The sequence below is a fragment of the Rhodococcus sp. WB1 genome (assembly GCF_001700945.1).
Lineage (GTDB): Bacteria > Actinomycetota > Actinomycetes > Mycobacteriales > Mycobacteriaceae > Rhodococcus > Rhodococcus aetherivorans.
In genome coordinates, this window is sequence record NZ_CP015529.1 from 5162484 (window position 1) to 5180307 (window position 17824).

The 17824-nt window shown below is 71.5% G+C and carries 15 protein-coding genes; 10 read left to right on the forward strand and 5 right to left on the reverse strand.

The genetic code is table 11. From position 1 onward, the window contains the following. The first annotated feature begins 107 nt into the window (after positions 1–107). Together A4U64_RS23165 and A4U64_RS23170 are read left to right on the forward strand one after the other, a co-directional pair. A complete protein-coding gene (locus tag A4U64_RS23165; RefSeq protein ID WP_029547039.1) occupies positions 108–1109 on the forward strand; it encodes a glycosyltransferase family 2 protein in 1002 nt (333 codons plus the stop codon). Positions 1110–1111: 2 nt separating this feature from the next. Beyond that, positions 1112–2080: an NAD-dependent epimerase/dehydratase family protein gene (locus tag A4U64_RS23170; protein ID WP_006932758.1), complete on the forward strand. Its 969-nt coding sequence runs from the start codon at positions 1112–1114 to the stop codon at positions 2078–2080. Here the strand turns inward: A4U64_RS23170 and rfbB are convergent. Beyond that, a complete protein-coding gene (gene rfbB, locus A4U64_RS23175; protein WP_029547037.1) occupies positions 2038–3054 on the reverse strand; it encodes a dTDP-glucose 4,6-dehydratase in 1017 nt (338 codons plus the stop codon). The two genes, A4U64_RS23170 and rfbB, sit on opposite strands and share 43 nt — an antisense overlap. Positions 3055–3118: 64 nt before the next feature. Between rfbB and rfbA the strand changes: the two genes are divergently transcribed. Genes rfbA through A4U64_RS23190 form a run of 3 tightly spaced genes read left to right on the forward strand, consistent with a single transcriptional unit; the run spans position 3119 to position 5063 of the window. Further along, complete coding sequence (gene rfbA / locus A4U64_RS23180; protein WP_006932754.1) at positions 3119–3991, forward strand: glucose-1-phosphate thymidylyltransferase RfbA; 873 nt, start codon at positions 3119–3121, stop codon at positions 3989–3991. A gap of 2 nt (positions 3992–3993) precedes the next feature. Next, positions 3994–4581 carry a dTDP-4-dehydrorhamnose 3,5-epimerase family protein gene (locus A4U64_RS23185; protein WP_065923190.1) on the forward strand — a complete coding sequence of 196 codons (588 nt, stop codon included), beginning with the start codon at positions 3994–3996 and terminating at the stop codon, positions 4579–4581. Then, positions 4578–5063 (forward strand): GtrA family protein, encoded by a 486-nt coding sequence (locus A4U64_RS23190; RefSeq protein WP_006932750.1) that lies wholly within the window; start codon positions 4578–4580, stop codon positions 5061–5063. The genes A4U64_RS23185 and A4U64_RS23190 overlap by 4 nt, the downstream gene beginning before the upstream one ends. Positions 5064–5140: 77 nt before the next feature. Here A4U64_RS23190 and A4U64_RS23195 read toward each other — a convergent pair whose 3' ends face one another. After that, positions 5141–5563 carry a GtrA family protein gene (locus A4U64_RS23195; RefSeq protein ID WP_006932748.1) on the reverse strand — a complete coding sequence of 141 codons (423 nt, stop codon included), beginning with the start codon at positions 5561–5563 and terminating at the stop codon, positions 5141–5143. A gap of 206 nt (positions 5564–5769) precedes the next feature. On the opposite strand from A4U64_RS23195, the gene A4U64_RS23200 reads away from it, so the two are divergent. The 3 genes from A4U64_RS23200 to A4U64_RS23210 are packed head-to-tail and all read left to right on the forward strand — an operon-like array spanning position 5770 to position 9944. Continuing rightward, positions 5770–7194 (forward strand): FAD-binding oxidoreductase, encoded by a 1425-nt coding sequence (locus A4U64_RS23200; protein ID WP_006932747.1) that lies wholly within the window; start codon positions 5770–5772, stop codon positions 7192–7194. Beyond that, positions 7194–7991, forward strand: a complete 798-nt coding sequence (locus A4U64_RS23205) for a decaprenylphospho-beta-D-erythro-pentofuranosid-2-ulose 2-reductase (protein WP_043800442.1) — start codon at positions 7194–7196, stop codon at positions 7989–7991. Before A4U64_RS23200 ends, A4U64_RS23205 begins: the two co-directional genes overlap by 1 nt. Positions 7992–8030: 39 nt before the next feature. Beyond that, positions 8031–9944: a galactan 5-O-arabinofuranosyltransferase gene (locus A4U64_RS23210; RefSeq protein WP_065923568.1), complete on the forward strand. Its 1914-nt coding sequence runs from the start codon at positions 8031–8033 to the stop codon at positions 9942–9944. 60 nt (positions 9945–10004) lie between these two features. Here A4U64_RS23210 and A4U64_RS23215 read toward each other — a convergent pair whose 3' ends face one another. The 3 genes from A4U64_RS23215 to map all read right to left on the reverse strand — a co-directional run bounded on the left by A4U64_RS23215 (position 10005) and on the right by map (position 14121). Continuing rightward, complete coding sequence (locus A4U64_RS23215) at positions 10005–10424, reverse strand: DoxX family protein (protein ID WP_006933312.1); 420 nt, start codon at positions 10422–10424, stop codon at positions 10005–10007. Between the two features lie 82 nt (positions 10425–10506). Next, positions 10507–13281, reverse strand: a complete 2775-nt coding sequence (locus A4U64_RS23220; protein ID WP_065923191.1) for an FAD-binding and (Fe-S)-binding domain-containing protein — start codon at positions 13279–13281, stop codon at positions 10507–10509. 72 nt (positions 13282–13353) lie between these two features. Then, positions 13354–14121 (reverse strand): type I methionyl aminopeptidase, encoded by a 768-nt coding sequence (gene map / locus A4U64_RS23225; protein ID WP_043800432.1) that lies wholly within the window; start codon positions 14119–14121, stop codon positions 13354–13356. Positions 14122–14160: 39 nt separating this feature from the next. Here map and A4U64_RS23230 point away from each other — a divergent pair, with 39 nt between their 5' ends. Both A4U64_RS23230 and A4U64_RS23235 read left to right on the forward strand, forming a co-directional pair. Continuing rightward, on the forward strand, positions 14161–14430 hold the full coding sequence (locus A4U64_RS23230; RefSeq protein WP_029547035.1) for a helix-turn-helix domain-containing protein: 270 nt from the start codon (positions 14161–14163) through the stop codon (positions 14428–14430). 108 nt (positions 14431–14538) lie between these two features. After that, a complete protein-coding gene (locus tag A4U64_RS23235; RefSeq protein ID WP_029547034.1) occupies positions 14539–17790 on the forward strand; it encodes an arabinosyltransferase domain-containing protein in 3252 nt (1083 codons plus the stop codon). Positions 17791–17824 lie beyond the last annotated feature (34 nt).

Here is a 17824-nt window from a genome sequence, read left to right on the forward strand (position 1 = left end):
GCCACCGTACATCGGCACGGCCCGCACCCGAAAACAGCCCCACCCGGCGTATACACTCCCGACTTGTGAGCAGCGACGACCGGCCGGGGGTGGGCACGCCGCACCGCGTGTCGGTCGTCGTGCCGGTCTATCAGGGCGAACACACCCTGGGTGACCTGCTCGAGCAGATCGTTCCGTGGACCGAGGTGACACTGACCCCCGGTGGCCGTCCCATGGTGGTCGAGGAGGTCCTGCTCGTCCACGACAACGGCCCCGACGACTCGGCCCGCGTCATCCGGGAGCTGGCCGCGAAGTACCCCTTCGTCGCCGGGGTGTGGCTCAGCCGGAACTTCGGCCAGCATCCGGCGACGCTCGCGGGCATGGCGTCGAGTGGCGGCGAGTGGATCGTCACCCTCGACGAGGACGGTCAGCACGATCCCGCCGCCATCGGCGGGCTGCTCGACACCGCGCTCGACGAGGGCGCGACCGTCGTATACGCCAAACCGACGAACGCGGCACCGCACGGCCTGCTGCGCAACGTGGCCTCCAAGGGATCCAAGTGGTTCCTGGCCCGGGTGCTGTCCGTGCCCGACAGCCCCGATTACCAGAGTTTCCGTCTGGTGCTGGGCGAGGTGGGACGTTCCCTCGCCGCCTACGCGGGTTCCGAGGTCTACCTCGACGTCGCGCTGGGGTGGATCGCAGGCAAGGTGAGCACGAGCCCGGTCGCCCTGCGGGAGGAGCAGGGACGTGCGTCCGGCTACCGGCTGCGCACTCTGCTGTCGCATTTCTGGCGGATGGTGCTGTCGAGCGGAACCAAGGGCCTGCGGATGGTGAGCCTGCTGGGCGTGGTCCTGGCCGTGGGCGGGATCCTGTGGGCGGTGTGGGTGCTGGTGTCCTACTTGTTCCTCGGCAACCGTTTCCCGGTGCAGGGCTGGGCCTCGACGACGGTCATTCTGCTGCTGGGATTCGGCGCCGTCCTGTTCTCCCTCGGAGTCATCGCCGAGTACGTGGGGGTGGCGGTGAAGACGGCGATGGGCAAACCGCCGTACCTGATCGTCAGCGATCCCGGCTCCGGTCCGCTGGCCCGCACACAGCGGTATCCCGACCTCGAATCGTTCCGGAGCGGGTAGCCGTGCCGGCGCCGACGTGGGTCGTCGGAAGTGGCGGACTGCTCGGCTCGTGGGTGACCCGGGAGCTGCACCGCCGCGACGTCCCGGTGGCGACGAGCGTGGTGCCCTGGGAGGAGCCGGAGCAGGCCCGCAACGTGCTGCTGGCCGACGCGGACCGGTTCGTCCGCGCCACCGGTGGTGGGCCGTGGCGGGTCGCGTGGTGCGCCGGCGCCGGGGTGAACGGCACGACGGCGGAAGCATTCGCGGCCGAGAACGCTCTGCTGCGCGACGTGCTCGACGGACTGGCGCACGCAGCCGGCGGCAGCGCCGAGCACGGGACGGTGTTCCACGCCTCGTCGGCAGGCGGTGTGTACGCGGCCGCGCCGGGCGCACCCCACTCCGAGCACAGCCCCACGGCCCCGCTCGGTCTCTACGGACACGCCAAGCTGGCCGCCGAGGCCGTCGTCACCGACTTCGCCGGGGCGACGGGCGCCACCGCGGTGATCGGCCGCTTCGCGAACCTCTACGGGCCGGGGCAGAATCTCGCCAAGCCGCAGGGTCTCATCTCCCACCTGTGCCGCGGCTATCTCACCGGGGCACCGGTCTCGATCTACGTCTCGATGGACACCCTGCGGGACTACCTCTACATCTCCGACGCGGCGGAGATGGTTGCCGACGCCCTGGCGCGGGCGGAAGCCGAATCGGGCGGGGTGAGCACCAAGATCTTCGCGTCCGGCCGGTCGGTGACGATCGGCGCGATCCTCGGCGCGTGCCGAACCGTCTTCCGCCGCCGCCCCAACGTCGTGCTCGCGTCCTCACCGCTCGCGTCGGTGCAAGGGCGGGACCTGCGGTTACGGTCGCTCGTGTGGACCGAGCTGGACCGCCGCAGCCATCGGCCCCTCCCGGCCGGCATCGCCGCCACGCTGGAAGCGACCCGGCGCACGATGGGTCATTCGGCTCGGCCGAGTGTCCGCTCCCCGGAACGGGCGTAGGCCTGCTCGGTGGCGTCCTTCTGCGGTCGCCACCAGTGCTCGTGGGTGCGGTACCAGTCGATGGTCGCGGCCAGGCCCTCGCGGAAGTCCCGGTAGCGGGGGGTCCAGCCGAGCTCGGTGCGCAGGCGGGTGGCGTCGATGGCGTAGCGCAGGTCGTGGCCGGGGCGGTCGGTGACGAAGTCGAAGTCGCCCCGGTCCTTACCGCACAGCTCGAGGATGGTCTCGACGACGGTGCGGTTGTTCGTCTCGCCGTCCGCGCCGATCAGATAGGTCTGGCCGATCTCGCCCTTGTCGATGATCGTCCACACCGCCCGGTTGTGGTCGTCGACGTGGATCCAGTCCCGCACGTTCGCCCCGGTGCCGTACAGCTTGGGCCGGATCCCGTCGAGGACGTTGGTGATCTGCCGCGGGATGAACTTCTCCACGTGCTGATAGGGGCCGTAGTTGTTCGAGCAGTTCGAGATCGTCGCGGCCACCCCGAACGAGCGCACCCACGCGCGCACCAGCAGGTCCGAGCCGGCCTTGGTCGACGAGTACGGGCTCGACGGGTTGTAGGCGGTGGCCTCGGTGAACCGGGCCGGATCGTCGAGCTCGAGATCGCCGTACACCTCGTCGGTGGAGATGTGGTGATACCGCACCGAATGCCGGCGCACCGCCTCGAGCAGAGTGAACGTGCCGATCAGGTTGGTCTGCACGAACGGCGACGGATCGGCCAGGGAGTTGTCGTTGTGCGACTCGGCGGCGAAGTGCACCACCAGATCCGACTCGGCCACCAGCGCGTCCACCAGGTCCGCGTCGGCGACGTCGCCGCGGACGAAGCGGATCTTCTCGGCGACCGGGTCGAGGGAGGCGAGGTTGCCAGCGTAGGTGAGCTTGTCGAGCACGGTCACCCGCGCCTCGGGGCGGTCGGCGACGGTCCGATGCACGAAGTTCGCACCGATGAAACCGGCACCGCCGGTGACGAGCAGCCGCATGCGGCAACCCTACCGGCGGTGCGTTCGCTGGTCCGCGTCCACCCCGGATGGGAGACTGCCCGTCATGCGCGGAATCATTCTCGCCGGCGGCACCGGGTCCCGCCTGCACCCGATCACCCTGGGAGTGAGCAAGCAGCTCGTACCGGTCTACGACAAGCCGATGATCTACTACCCGCTCTCGACCCTCATGCTCGCCGGGATCCGCGACATCCTGATCATCACCACGCCCGAGGATGCTCCACAGTTCCAGCGCCTGCTCGGCGACGGGTCGCGCTACGGGGTGAACCTGACCTACCGGGTCCAGCCGGAGCCGAACGGGCTCGCCCAGGCGTTCGTGCTCGGCGCCGAGCACATCGGCACCGGCAGCGTCGCCCTCGTCCTCGGCGACAACATCTTCTACGGCCCCCGCCTGGGCACCCAGCTCACCCGGTTCGCCGACCTCGACGGCGGCGCGGTGTTCGCCTACCGCGTCTCCGATCCCAGGGCCTACGGGGTGATCGAGTTCGACTCCGAGGGCCGGGCGCTCTCGCTCGAGGAGAAGCCGGCCACCCCGAAGTCGAACTTCGCGGTGCCCGGGTTGTACTTCTACGACAACGACGTCGTCGCCATCGCCCGCGGCCTGCGCCCGTCGGACCGCGGCGAATACGAGATCACCGACATCAACCGCACCTACCTCGAGGCCGGCCGGCTCCAGGTCGAGGTCCTGCCGCGCGGCACCGCCTGGCTCGACACCGGCACCTTCGACTCGCTGCTCGACGCCGGCAACTACGTCCGTACCATCGAACAACGCCAGGGCCTGAAGATCGGCGCCCCCGAGGAGGTCGCGTGGCGGCGCGGCTTCATCACCGACGACGACCTGCGCGCCCTGGCCGCGCCGCTGGTCAAATCCGGCTACGGCAGCTACCTGCTCGACCTGCTCGACCGGGAAGGACACTGACGGTGCACTACCGCGAACTGAAGATCCCCGGCGCCTACGAGATCACCCCCCGACAGTTCGGCGACGACCGCGGCGTCTTCTACGAGTGGTTCAAACAGCCCACCTTCACCGACGCCGCCGGACGCGCCCTCGACCTCGCCCAGGCCAACTGCTCGGTCTCCGCCGCCGGGGTGCTGCGCGGCATCCACTACGCCGACGTCCCACCCGGGCAGGCCAAGTACGTCACCTGCCCGGCCGGCGCGGTGCTCGACGTCGTCGTCGACCTGCGCGTCGGCTCCCCCACCTTCGGGCAGTGGGACGCGGTGCTGCTCGACGACGTCGACCGCCGCGCGATCTTCCTCCCCGAGGGCCTCGGCCACGCCTTCTGTTCCCTGGCCGACGGCTCGACCGTCGTCTACCTGTGCTCGACCGGCTACAACCCCGACCGCGAACACGAGATCGACCCCCTCGACCCGCAGATCGGCATCGACTGGCCCACCACCGGCCGCGACGGGCAACTGCTGCACTACCAGCTCTCCGACAAGGACCGGGCGGCCCCCTCGCTGGCCGACGCCGTCGCGGCCGGGTCGCTGCCGCGGTACCTCGGGTGAGCGCGCAGCCGGTGCCCTCCCCCGATCCCGTCACCGAACCCGCCGGCGCACCCGGCGGGATGTCGGGGGCGCCGGGCCCGCTCATGCGCCTGTTCAAGAACCAGGCCGTGGCGTTCCTGCTGGTGGGGGCCTTCAACACCGCGCTGGGCACCGCTTGGTTCATCGTGTGGCAGCTCGCCGTCGGCGACACCCTCGGCTACCACGTCGCGATCGTGGCGGGCTACGCCTCCAATGTGCTGTGCGCCTTCTCCACCTACCGCTACCTCGTGTTCCGCGTGCGCGGTCACTTCCTGCGTGACCTGTGGCGGTTCGTGACCGTCAACCTGAGCGCGTTCCTGCTGAACCTCGCGCTCATGACGCTGGCGGTGTCCGTCCTCGGATTCCCCCCGATCCCCGCGCAGATCGTGATCACCTTCGTGACCGCGACGGCGAGCTTCTTCGGCTACCGGGACTTCTCCTTCCGCCGCGCCAAGCACGACTGAGCGACCCGAGCGAATGGACCATTTCGTCGGACCACGGAGGTGAGCGATACATTCGCTCGCCCCCCACGGCCGACCGATCAGCGCAGGCGGAAGATCACGGCGCGCTGCACCACGAAGTTGATCACGGTGGCCGTGCCCTGCGCGACGACGAATGCGAGCGGCACGCGCCACCACTCGGCGGGCAGCGCGTCGTACAGCACGTAGTTGATGCCGACCTGCACGGCGTAGGTGACGGCGTACAGGATCACCACCGCGACGAACCGGGCCCGGCTCGGTTCCGCCCTGAAGGTCCAGCGCCGGTTGATCAGGTACGCGGTGGTGGTGCCGGCGACGAACGACAGCGACTTCGCGACGTTGACGTGCAGCCCCACGGCCAGCAGCAGCACGTAGAGACCGAAGTCCACGATCGCGGACAGCCCGCCGGTGAGGACGAACCGCACGATCTGCGTCTTCAGGTCGAGCGCCTCGTCGGCGGTGCTGTCGGTGAGGGGGATCTCCACCGGCAGGGGGGCGTGGTGCTCCGGTTGCGTCTGCCAGTGCGGGTGCTGCGGGTGCTCGGACACGGCGACAGCCTATGCGAGCGGCGCGAGCGCTCCCGCTCCGCGACGGAACGCACCGGGACGGTTCCGGCAATCCGGACGCCGGGGCGGGGACGTCGCCACCGACACACTCTCGCTGCTGCGACCGGCGGGTAACCTGTACGGCGATGTCCACGACAGCTGCAGAGCCGGCCGCCGCGCCGCTCCCCACCCAGACCCGCACTCTGACCGGCTGGGGGCGCACCGCCCCGACCACCGCGGAGGTGCTGTCCACTCCCGACGTCGAGGTGATCGCGCAGGCGGTCGCCCGGGTCGCGGAGCAGAACGAGTCCAAGCCGTCGCATCTGCGCCGCGGTGTCATCGCCCGCGGCCTCGGCCGCTCGTACGGTGACCCGGCGCAGAACGCGGGCGGGCTCGTCGTCGACATGACGGCGCTGGACCGGATTCACACGATCGACCGCGAATCGCGTCTGGTCACCGTCGACGCGGGCGCCAACCTGGACCAGTTGATGCGCGCGGCGCTGCCGTTCGGCCTGTGGGTGCCGGTGCTGCCGGGCACCCGGCAGGTGACCGTGGGCGGCGCCATCGGCGCGGACATCCACGGCAAGAACCACCACAGCGCCGGCAGCTTCGGCAACCACGTCCGGTCGATGGACCTGCTCACGGCCGACGGCCAGGTGCGCACCCTCACCCCGAACGGTCGCAACTCCAAGCTGTTCTGGGCGACGGTCGGCGGCATGGGCCTGACCGGCATCATCCTGCGCGCCACGATCGAGATGACGCCCACCGAGACGGCGTACTTCATCGCCGACGGCGACGTCACCAGCACCCTCGACGAGACGATCGCGCTGCACAGCGACGGCAGCGAGGCGAACTACGACTACTCGAGCGCCTGGTTCGACGCGGTCGCACCGCCGCCGAAGCTCGGCCGCGCGGCGGTCTCCCGCGGTTCGCTCGCGAAGCTCGACCAGCTGCCGAAGAAGCTGCAGAAGAACCCGCTGAAGTTCGACGCGCCGACGCTGCTGACGTTCCCGGACATCTTCCCGAACGGCCTGGCCAACAAGTACACCTTCAGCGCCGTCGGCGAGCTGTGGTACCGCAAGTCCGGCACCTACCGCGGCAAGGTCCAGAATCTGACGCAGTTCTACCACCCGCTCGACATGTTCGGTGAGTGGAACCGCGCCTACGGTTCGAACGGCTTCCTGCAGTACCAGTTCGTGGTGCCCACGGAGGCCGTCGAGGAGTTCAAGAGGATCATCGTCGACATCCAGAAGTCGGGGCACTACTCGTTCCTCAACGTCTTCAAGCTGTTCGGCCCGGGCAACAAGGCGCCGCTGAGCTTCCCGATCCCGGGGTGGAACATCTGCGTCGACTTCCCCATCAAGGCGGGCCTGAACGAGTTCGTCCGCGAACTCGACCGCCGCGTCCTCGAATTCGGCGGCCGCCTCTACACCGCCAAGGATTCGCGCACCTCCGCCGAGACGTTCCACGCGATGTACCCGCGCATCGGCGAATGGATCAAGATCCGCCGCTCGGTCGATCCCACCAACGTGTTCGCCTCCGATATGTCCAGAAGGTTGGAACTCCACTGATGATCAACGCCGTCGGCAACCCCCAGACCCTGCTGCTCCTCGGTGGCACGTCCGAGATCGGCCTCGCCATCGTCGAGGAGTACCTGCGCAGGGCGCCGGCCCGCGTGATCCTCGCGGCTCTGCCGAACGACCCGCTGCGCGACGACGCCGTCGCGCAGGTGAAGGCCGCCGGGGCCACCAAGGTCGACGTGATCGACTTCGACGCCCTCGACACCGGCAGCCACCCGAAGGTGATCGACCGAGCCTGGGACCTCGCCGGAAACGGTCGCTCCGCAGGCTCCGCTCCTGCCGGCGACGTCGACGTCGCGATCGTCGCGTTCGGACTGCTCGGCGATGCCGAGGAGCTGTGGCAGAACCAGGCCAAGGCCGTGCAGATCGCCGAGATCAACTACACCGCGGCCGTATCCGTCGGCGTGCTCGTCGGCGAGAAGATGAAGGCGCAGGGCTACGGCCGCATCATCGCCATGTCCTCCGCCGCGGGTGAGCGGGTGCGCCGCTCCAACTTCGTGTACGGCTCCACCAAGGCCGGTCTCGACGGCTTCTACCTCGGGCTCGGCGAGGCGCTGCGCGAGTACGGCCCCCGTGTCCTGGTGATCCGGCCGGGGCAGGTCCGCACCCGCATGTCCGCCGGGGTGAAGGAAGCCCCGCTGACGGTGAACAAGGAGGACGTCGCCAAGCTCGCCGTCTCCGCGTCCGAGAAGGGCAAGGAACTCGTGTGGGCTCCGGGCGCCTTCCGCTACGTGATGATGGTGCTGCGGCACGTCCCGCGCGCGATCTTCCGAAAGCTGCCGATCTAGGCTGCGGGGGTGTCCGACCCAGCCGTACTCTCCTCCGACGTGGCCCCCTTCCGGCGTGCGCTCCGCACCGCCGGCGAGGGGGCCGCTGCGGTTCTCGTCGCCGCGATCGTCGCCGCCGTCGGCCTGTTCGCGTTCGCACGCGTGCAGTGGCCCGCCTTCAACTCGTCGAACGTCACGCAGGCCGTCACGACGGTGCTGCAGGTGGGGGCGCTCGCCGTGCTCGCCGTCTCCGTCGTGCTGCACCGGCGGCGACGGTGCACGCCGTTCGCGCGGGTGCTGTCGTGGGCCGGCCTGTCGGGCCTGGTCACCGTCACCCTCGGGATGCCGCTGGCCGCGACGAAGCTCTATCTGCACGGCATTTCCGTCGACCAGGAGTTCCGCACCGAGTACCTGACACGGCTCACCGACTCCCCGGCCCTGCGGGACATGACGTACGCGGACCTGCCGCCGTTCTATCCCGCCGGCTGGTTCTGGGTGGGCGGCCGCTTCGCGAACCTGCTCGGCATGGACGGCTGGGAGGCGTTCAAGCCGTGGTCGATCGTGTCGCTGGCCGTCGCCGCCGTCGGCGCGCTCGTGTTGTGGACCGCGCTGGTGCGGGTCGATCTGGCCGTGCTGGTCGCCACCGCGACCACCGCCGTCGTCCTCGCCTACGGCTCCCCCGAGCCGTACGGCGCCGTCATCGCGCTGCTGCTCGCGCCCGCCCTCGTCATGGCGTGGGGGGCACTGTCGCGCCCGGTGCGTCCTTCGGGCGGCTGGAGCAGCCCAAAGGGCGCACCGGGCGGCGGAGCCGCCGTCGGGACCGGGCTGTTCCTCGGGCTGGCGGCCACGTTCTACACGCTCTACCTGGGCATCGCCGCGTTCGCCGTCACCGTGATGGCCGTCGTCGCGGCGGTGCTGGCACGACGCGCGGCCGGCACGTGGCGCGCCGCGGTCCCGGTGCTCGTGCGGTTCGTGGTGATCGGTGCGATCGCGGCACTCGTCGCGCTGCTCGTGTGGGCGCCGTTCGTGCTCGAGGTGCTGCGGGGCGGGTCCACCGCCGGATCCGGCACCGCGACGCACTATCTGCCCGAGACCGGGGCCCGGCTGCCGCTGCCGATGTTCCACGGTTCGCTGATCGGGCTGCTGTGCCTGCTCGGCACGGTGTGGCTGGTCGGGCGGGCCACGTCGTCGCGGCGCGCGCAGGCCCTCGGACTCGGCGTCGTATCCGTGTACCTGTGGTACCTGGCGTCGATGGCGCTGACCGCGCTGGGCAACACCCTGCTCGCCTTCCGCCTCGAGGTGATCCTGCTCGTGCTGCTCGCGGCCGCCGGCACGTTCGCATTCGTCGACTTCACCCGGTGGATCGTGCTGGCCACCAGCGAGAACCAGCGGGTGCGGTGGTCCCTGATCGCGGTCGGCGCGCTGGGCGCGGTCGCGTTCACCCAGAACATCCCGCAGGTCCTCGCGAGCGAGATCACCGTCGCCTACACCGACACCGACGGCGACGGTGAACGCGCCGACCAACGTCCGCCCGGCGCCGGCGCCTACTACGCCGAGCTGGACGAGGCGATCACCGCGGCGCTGGACCGGCCCCGCGACGAGATCGTCGTCCTCACCGCCGACACCACCTTCCTCGCCTACCACCCCTACCTCGGATTCCAGGCGCTGACGTCGCACTACGCGAATCCATTGGCGGACTTCGAGGCTCGCGCCGCCGCGATCGAGGACTGGGCGTCGCTCGAGACGGCCGACGAGCTGCTCGCGGCGTGGGACGAGTCGCCGTGGCGGGGCCCCGACGCGATCGTATTCCGGCAGGGCGCCGAGGGTTACACGCTCCGGCTCGCCGAGGACGTGTACCCCAACGACCCCAATGTGCGCCGCTACACGGTGACGTACCCGAAGTCGCTGTTCGACGATCCGCGCTTCACGATCTCGGAGATCGGGCCGTTCGTCGTCGTCACCCGCACCGGATAGCCGCAGTCGTCCGCGAACCCGACGGTGTTCGCGGACGACCGGCAACGGTTGCGAGGGGGCTCAGGCGCGGCGCAGCGGCATCACCGACCGCACCACCGGATCGCGCAGGTACAGCCCGGCCCACACGAGGACACCGACGTACACCGGGAAGAGGATGGTGCTGAAGAGCGGCATCTCGTTCAACATGTTCGTCGCCACGGCGCCGCCGAGGTAACCGGTCAGCAGCACCGCCCCGAGGATCGACGTGGCCGGGACCAGGTACAGCGCCAGGCACACGAGCAGGACGACGCCGATGACGTAGTTGAGGTCCGGGTCGAAGCCCAGATCGATCATCGCCTCCCGGGCCTGGTCGACGTTGAGGATGTGGATCGTGACGTCGAACAGCAGGAACAGCACGACGAGGCCGGTGAGCACGAGGCCGGCGATGCGGAACTTCCGGTCGGTCGTGCGCTCGGTGGGGCGGGTGGTGGTCGAGATCATGACGGGCTCCTGGGGTCGCGGGGTGGTCTCGCTACGGACTGACCGGCCGGCCCGGAAAAACTCATCGCCGTGGATCGTCGGCTCACAGCCTGGACGCGAGCAGCTGCGCGAGGTGTACCCCTCGCCGGTCGGTGAGGTCGGCGATCTGGGTGCGGCAGGAGTAGCCGTCGGCGAGCACGACGTCGTCCGTGCCCGCGGCGGCGATCGCGGGCAGCAGCTGGTGCCCGGCGACGGCGACGGAGACGTCGTAGTGCCCGGGCACCACGCCGAAGTTGCCGGCGAGACCGCAGCATCCGCCGAGCCGGGTGACCGTCGCGCCGGCCCGGCGCAGCAGCGCGGCGTCGGCGCCCCACCCCATCACGGCGTGGTGGTGGCAGTGCGGCTGGGCCACCACCGTCGTCCCGGACAGCGACGGCGGCTCCCAGTCGCCGAGCAGCTCGGCCAGCGTCACCGTCGACTCGGCGACGACGCGCGCCGGCTCGAACCCGAGCAGCTCGACGGCGTCGGAGCGCAGGACCGCGGTGCACGACGGTTCGAGCCCCACGATCGGCATGCCGGCCGGGAACAGGGCGGAGAGGGTGCGGCCCAAGATCTTCCGGGCGGCATCCAGCTGACCGGTGGTGATCCACGTCAGGCCGCAGCACTGTTGCCGGTCGGTCACGCACACCCGTCGGCCTGCGGCCTCGAGCACCCGCACCGCGGCGATCGCCACCTCCGGGGTGAAGTACTCGGTGAAGGTGTCGACGAACAGCAGGACGGGCTCGCCGTCCGTGCGACGCTCGGCGGCCGTGTCTGCGAACCAGCGGCGGAACGTGCGCGGCGCGAACTCGGGCACGCGGCGGCGCCGGTCCACTCCGGCGAGGGTCAGCCCGGCGGCCGCCACCCCCGGCACCTTGCCCAGCGCGTTCACCGCGCGCGGCGCCCGGCTCGCCAGCGCCGCCCAGCGCGGCAGCCGCCCGAGGGTGTAGTGCGTGACGGGACGCACGCGGCCCTGGTAACTCTGGTGCAGCACTTCGGATTTGAAGGTGGCCATGTCCACACCGGTCGGGCAGTCGGAGGCGCAGCCCTTGCACGCCAGGCACAGTTCGAGCGCCTCGTGCACCTCCGGTGAGCGCCAGGATCCGGTGACGAGGGTGCCGTTGAGCATCTCCTGCAGGACCCGGGCCCGGCCGCGGGTGGAATCCTTCTCCTCCCGCGTCGCCAGGTACGACGGGCACATCACCCCACCGAGGCCGGCGGTGTCGGCGCGGCACTTGCCGACACCGGTGCAGCGGTGCACGGCCTGCGTGAAGTCGCCGCCGTCACCGGTGTACCGGAACGCCAGGCCGTCCTGGACCCGTTGCGCGGCCGGGACTCTGAGGTCCCGATCCGAGGGGACGGGATCGACGAGCACGCCGGGATTGAGCAGGCCCTCGGGGTCGAACACCGCCTTGACCGCCCCGAACAGCCGCAGCGCGGTCGGCGAGTACATCAGGGGCAGCAGTTCGCTGCGCGCCCGGCCGTCGCCGTGTTCGCCGGACATCGAGCCCCCGAACGAGGCCACGAGTTCACCTGCCGCGAAGAGGAATTCGCGGAATATCCCGGGTATCTCGAGCGGCACGTCGAGGCGGATGTGGATGCAGCCGTCGGCGAAGTGCCCGTACGGATAGCCGGTGACGCCGTAGCGGGTCAGCAGCGACTCGAACTCGCGCAGGTACTCCCCCACCCGCTCCGGCGGGACGGCGGCATCCTCCCAGCCGGAGTGGGCGGGCAACCCGGCGGGGCTGCGCCCGGACAGCCCGGCCCCGTCCTCCCGGATCCGCCACAGTTGCGCGGCCTTCCCCGGATCGGTCACGATCAGCGAATCCACCGCCGAGACGGCGTGTTCGAGAGACGACGCCCGGGCGAGCACCTCGCCGGCGTCGTCGCCGGACAGTTCGACGAACAGCCACGCCGCCCCGCGCGGCAGCGGCGGCACCGCCGCCGGGCCGCGCCGCGCACGCACCACGTCCACGATCCGCGAGTCGAGTCCCTCGCACGCGGTCGGGGTGAAGCCGAGCAGCGCGTGGGCGGCGTCGCCGGCCGTCGCGATGTCGGGGTAGCCGAGGGCCACCAGGACGCGCACCGCGGGATCGGCGACGAGCCGCACCGTCGCCTCGGTGACGACGCCGAGCGTGCCCTCGCTGCCGACGAGGAAGCGCAGGACGTCGAACCCGTTCTCCGGCAACAGGTGTTCGAGGGCGTAGCCGGACGCCTGCCGGCCGAACCGGCCGAACTCGGTGCGGATGGTGGCGAGGTGGTCGAGCACGAGGCGGCGCAGCGATTCCAGGACGGGGGCGTCGTCGGGCAGCGACAGGTGCCGGCCCGCGCCGGTGAGCACCTCGAGGCCGAGGACGTTGTCGGAGGTGCGACCGTAGCCGAGGGTGCGGGCACCGCAGGCGTTGTTGCCGATCATCCCGCCGACGGTGCAGCGGTTGTGGGTGGACGGGTCGGGCCCGAAGCGCAGTCCGTACGGGGCGGCCGCGCGCTGCAGTTCGGACTGGACGACGCCGGGCTGCACCGTCGCGGTGCGGGCCTCGGGGTCGATCTGCAGGACACGGCCGAGATGACGGCTGAAGTCGAGCACGACGCCGGGGCCGACGGCGTTGCCGGCGACGGACGTTCCGCCGCCGCGCGAGGTGAACGGAACGCCGTGCCGGCGGCACACCTCGAGCACGGTGGCGACCTCGTCGATCTCACGGGGCCGCACCACCGCCTGCGGGGGCACCCGGTAGAGGGAGGCGTCGGACGAGTACAGGGCCCGGGTGGTGGTGTCGTCGAGCACGTCGGAGATGCCCGCGCCACGCAGGGCCTCGCCGATCGCCGTCGCCCTGGCCATAGGCCGATGCTAGTGCCTACCGGGGTCGCTTCGTCGCGGGTCGGACCGGCGCACCCGCGGATCGATACGTCCTCAGCGCTGGGTGAGGACGACCGGTCCGTCCTCGGTGATCGCGACGGTGTGCTCGCAGTGCGCGGCCCGGCTGCCGTCGGCGGTGCGCAGCGTCCACCCGTCCGGGTCGTGCCGGTAGGCGTCGTCGCCCCCGGCGTGCAGCATCGGCTCGATGGCCAGCACCAGCCCGGGCCGCAGCCGCATCCCGCGACCGGCCCGGCCCTCGTTGGGCACGTGCGGGTCCTCGTGCATGCGGCGGCCGATGCCGTGGCCACCGTGGTCGGCGAGCATGCCGTAGCCGCGGGAGCGGACGTAGCCGCCGATCGCCGCGCCGATGTCGCCGAGGCGGTTGCCCGGCACGGCCGCGGCGATGCCGCGCGCGAGGGCCTCCTCCGTCGCGGCGATCAGGGCGAGGGCCTCGCGGTCGGCGGCGCCGACGGTGAAGCTCACGGCGGCGTCCCCGCACCAGCCGTCGAGCACGGCCCCGCAGTCGATGCTCACCAGATCGCCGTCACGCAACCGGTAGCCGCCGGGAATGCCGTGGACGACGCCGTCGTCGACGCTCGCGCACACGACTCCGGGGAACGGCGACGGAGCCCACTCGGGGTGGTAGCCGAGGAACGGGGAGGTCGCGCCGGCGTCGCGGACGACCGCCGCGGCGACGTCGTCGAGTTCCTTCAGGGACACCCCGATCGCCGCGTGGGCCCGCACGGCCGCGAGCGCGTCCGCGACCACGGCGCCGGCGGCCCGCATCGCCTCGATCTCGCCGGGCGTCTTCAGTTCGACCATGTCGCCTCCCAATAGAAATACCGGTATTACTATACGGGCATGGTGCGCGAACCGCTGACCCCGGTCCAACTCGAACGCGGCCGGCGGCTCGGCGAACGTCTGCGCGCGGCGCGCGGCACCGCCAGCATGGCAACGGTCGCCGGCGACGCCGGCATCTCCGTCGAGACGCTCCGGAAGATCGAGACCGGCCGCATCGCCACGCCCGCCTTCTTCACCGTCACCGCGCTCGCCCGGGTCCTCGGGCTCTCCCTCGACGACCTGGCCGGCGACCCGGCGGGCGACCCCGTCGAGCACGGGGCCGCCTCCTGACCGGAGGTGCTCACCCCCGGCACCACCCTCCCTCGCCTAGCATCGATCCTTGTGCCCGTCGATGTCCTTTCGCCCGAAACGCCCGCTTACGCCGATACGAAGGCCCGCGTGCGCACGGCCAGGATCGTCGCGACGGTCACCGGACTGCTCGGCATGGTGCTCGCCCTGGCCGTGCCGTTCCTGCCGGTCCGGCAGGAGGCCGCCACCGTCAGCTGGCCGCAGGGCACCGACCTGACCAACATCGAGGCGCCCCTCGTCTCCTACACCCCCCTCGAACTGCGGGCGAGCGTGCCGTGCTCGGCCTTCCCCCTGCTCGGCGACGACGGCGGCACCCTGGTCTCCACCGTGCCGCCGGGCGCCCCCGACGCCACCGAGAACGCCCTCGTGATCCGGACCGTCGCCGGCACCGACGGCGGCTCCGCCACCGTGGAGGTGGTGCTGCGCAACTCGGTGGTCGTGTCGGCACCGATCGACGACGAGCACCGGTGCACAGCCGTCACCGTCGCCACCAACGCCGACCGCACCGCCGCCGAGATCGTCGGCCTCGAGCAACACGACGACGGGCACCACGTCGCCATGCTCGACGGCGATCACCGGCCGCAGATGGTCGGGGTCTACTCCGATCTGCAGGGCTCGGTGGAGGCCCTCAACTCCGGCCCGAACGCCGAGCGGCTGTCCGTCCGCGCCGCCCTCGACTCGCGGTTCACCTCCACTCCGACGCTGGTCAAACTCGTCGCGATGGTCGCCTGCCTCCTTGCGACCCTGCTGTCACTCGTGGCGCTGCACCGGCTCGACGGCGTCGACAACCGCCGCGCCCGCCGGGTCCTGCCCGCCCACTGGTGGCGGTTCACCGCGGTGGACGCGGTCGTCGTCGGCACGCTGCTGCTGTGGCACGTCATCGGCGCCAACACCTCCGACGACGGCTACATCCTCACCATGGCCCGCGCCTCCGACGGCGCCGGCTACATGGCCAACTACTACCGATGGTTCGGCGTCCCCGAGGCCCCGTTCGGCTGGTACTACGACGTGCTCGTCCTGCTCGCGAAGGTCTCCACCGCCAGCGTGTGGATGCGGCTGCCCGCCCTGCTCGCCGCCGTCGCCTGCTGGATGGTCATCAGCCGCGAGGTCATCCCCCGGCTCGGAGTCGCCGTCCGCCGTAACCGCATCGCGCTGTGGACGGCGGGCCTGGTGTTCCTCGCCTTCTGGCTGCCCTACGACAACGGCCTGCGGCCCGAGCCCATCATCGCGCTCGGCGCCCTGCTCACCTGGTGCTCGATCGAACGCGCCGTCGCCACCGGCCGCATGCTGCCCGCCGCGATCGCCGTGCTGCTCGCCGCCTTCTCCCTCGCCGCGGGTCCCACCGGGCTCATCGCGGTCGCCGCGCTCGTCGCCGGAGCCCGGCCCGTCGTCGTCCGGCTGGCCGGTCGCCGCCGGCTCGTCGGGGTCCTCCCGCCCGTGGCTGCCATCCTCGCCGCGGGCACCGTCGTCCTCGTCGTCGTCTTCGCCGACCAGACCCTCGCCTCGGTGCTCGAGGCGACCCGGGTGCGTTCCGCCGTCGGACCCAACGTGCCCTGGTTCGACGAACGGCTGCGCTGGGACGCGCTGCTGACCGTCTCCCCCGACGGCTCCCTCAGCCGCCGCTTCGGCGTGTTCGTCATGCTGCTGTGCCTGGTGGTGTGCGTGATGCTGATCCTGCGCAAGGGCCGCATCCCCGGCACCGCCCTCGGTCCGTCGCGCCGCATCCTCGGCATCGTCTTCGCGTCGCTGCTGCTGATGATGCTCACCCCGACCAAGTGGACCCACCACTTCGGCGTGTACGCCGGACTGGCCGGGTCCGTCGCCGCGCTCGCCGCGGTCGGCGTCGGCGCCGTCGGCATCCGCTCCGCGCGCAACCGCGCCCTCTTCACCGCCGGGGTGCTGTTCGTGCTGGCGCTGGCGTTCACCGGCTCCAACGGCTGGTGGTACGTCTCCAGCTACGGGATCCCGTGGTGGGACAAGCCGCCGTCCATCTCCGGACGCGCCTTCTCCACCGCCCTGCTCGCGCTGGCCCTCGTCGCGCTGGCCGTCGCCGCGTGGTTCCACCTGCGCGAACCGTTCGCCACCCCGAAACCCGACCGCAACGGCCGGGTCAGGGCGATCGCCTCGGCGCCGCTGACCGTCGTCGCCGCGGGCGTCGTCCTGTTCGAGGTGCTCTCGCTCGTCAAGGGCGCGGTCGCGCAGTACCCGGCGTACTCGATCGCCCGGTCGAACGCGGCCGCCCTCACCGGCAGCAGCTGCGGCCTCGCCGACGACGTCCTCGTCGAGACCGACCCCAGCGCCACCGCGCTGGCCCCCCTAGACGGCGACGTCGCCGAGGCGCTCGGCGCCGGCGCCGCCGACGGCTTCACCCCGAACGGCGTCGCTCTCGACCTCACCGCCGACGAGGAGATCTCCACCACGGGCGGCGCCAACACCGTCGACACCGACGGGGGCGGCACCACCACCTCCACGGGCGCCGGCACCGGCGGCGGCCGCGGCGCCGCCGGCATCAACGACAGCACCGTCGCGCTGCCGTTCGGCCTGGACCCCGCCCGCACCCCCGTGCTCGGCAGCTACCGCACCGGGGCGCAGCAGGAAGCCGACCTCGAGTCCGGCTGGTACGCGCTGCCCGAACGCACCGACGCCACGCCGCTGCTGGTCGTCACCGCCGCCGGCCGCGTGCACTACGTCGACCCCGACGGCGTCCTCACCCCGGGCGCGGACGTGCTGCTCGAGTTCGGGCGAACCGGCGGCGATTCGAACGTCGAACCGCTGGCGCGCGTCGCGCCCGTCGACATCGGGCCGTCCCCGTCGTGGCGCAACCTGCGGGTGCCGAGCGACCGGATCCCCGCCGACGCCGACGCGGTCCGGCTGGTGGTGACGGACGGCAACCTGGCACCCGACCAGTGGGTGGCCGTCACCCCGCCGCGGATGCCGCGCCTCGAGACGTTGAACACCCTCGTCGGCTCCACGGCCCCGGTCCTGCTCGACTGGTCGGTGGGCCTGGCGTTCCCCTGCCAGCGTCCGTTCGATCACCGCTACGGCGTCGCCGAGGTCCCCGAGTACCGGATCCTGCCCGACCGGGTCGGCGCCGACTCCACCAACGGCTGGCAGGACGACATCGGCGGCGGGCCGCTCGGCTGGATACCGCTGCTGCTCACCGCCGAGACGATCCCCACCTATCTGAACCACGACTGGGACCGCGACTGGGGCTCGCTGGAGCGGTACACGCCCATCGACCCGGGCGCGACGACCGCGGAGATTGCCACCGAGAACGTCGTCCGCTGGGGCTGGTGGTCGCCCGGACCGATCCGCGACGGAGTGCCCGTAATGCGTGAATAGGGTCCTACGCGGTGGTAGGGACGGTGCGTCCACT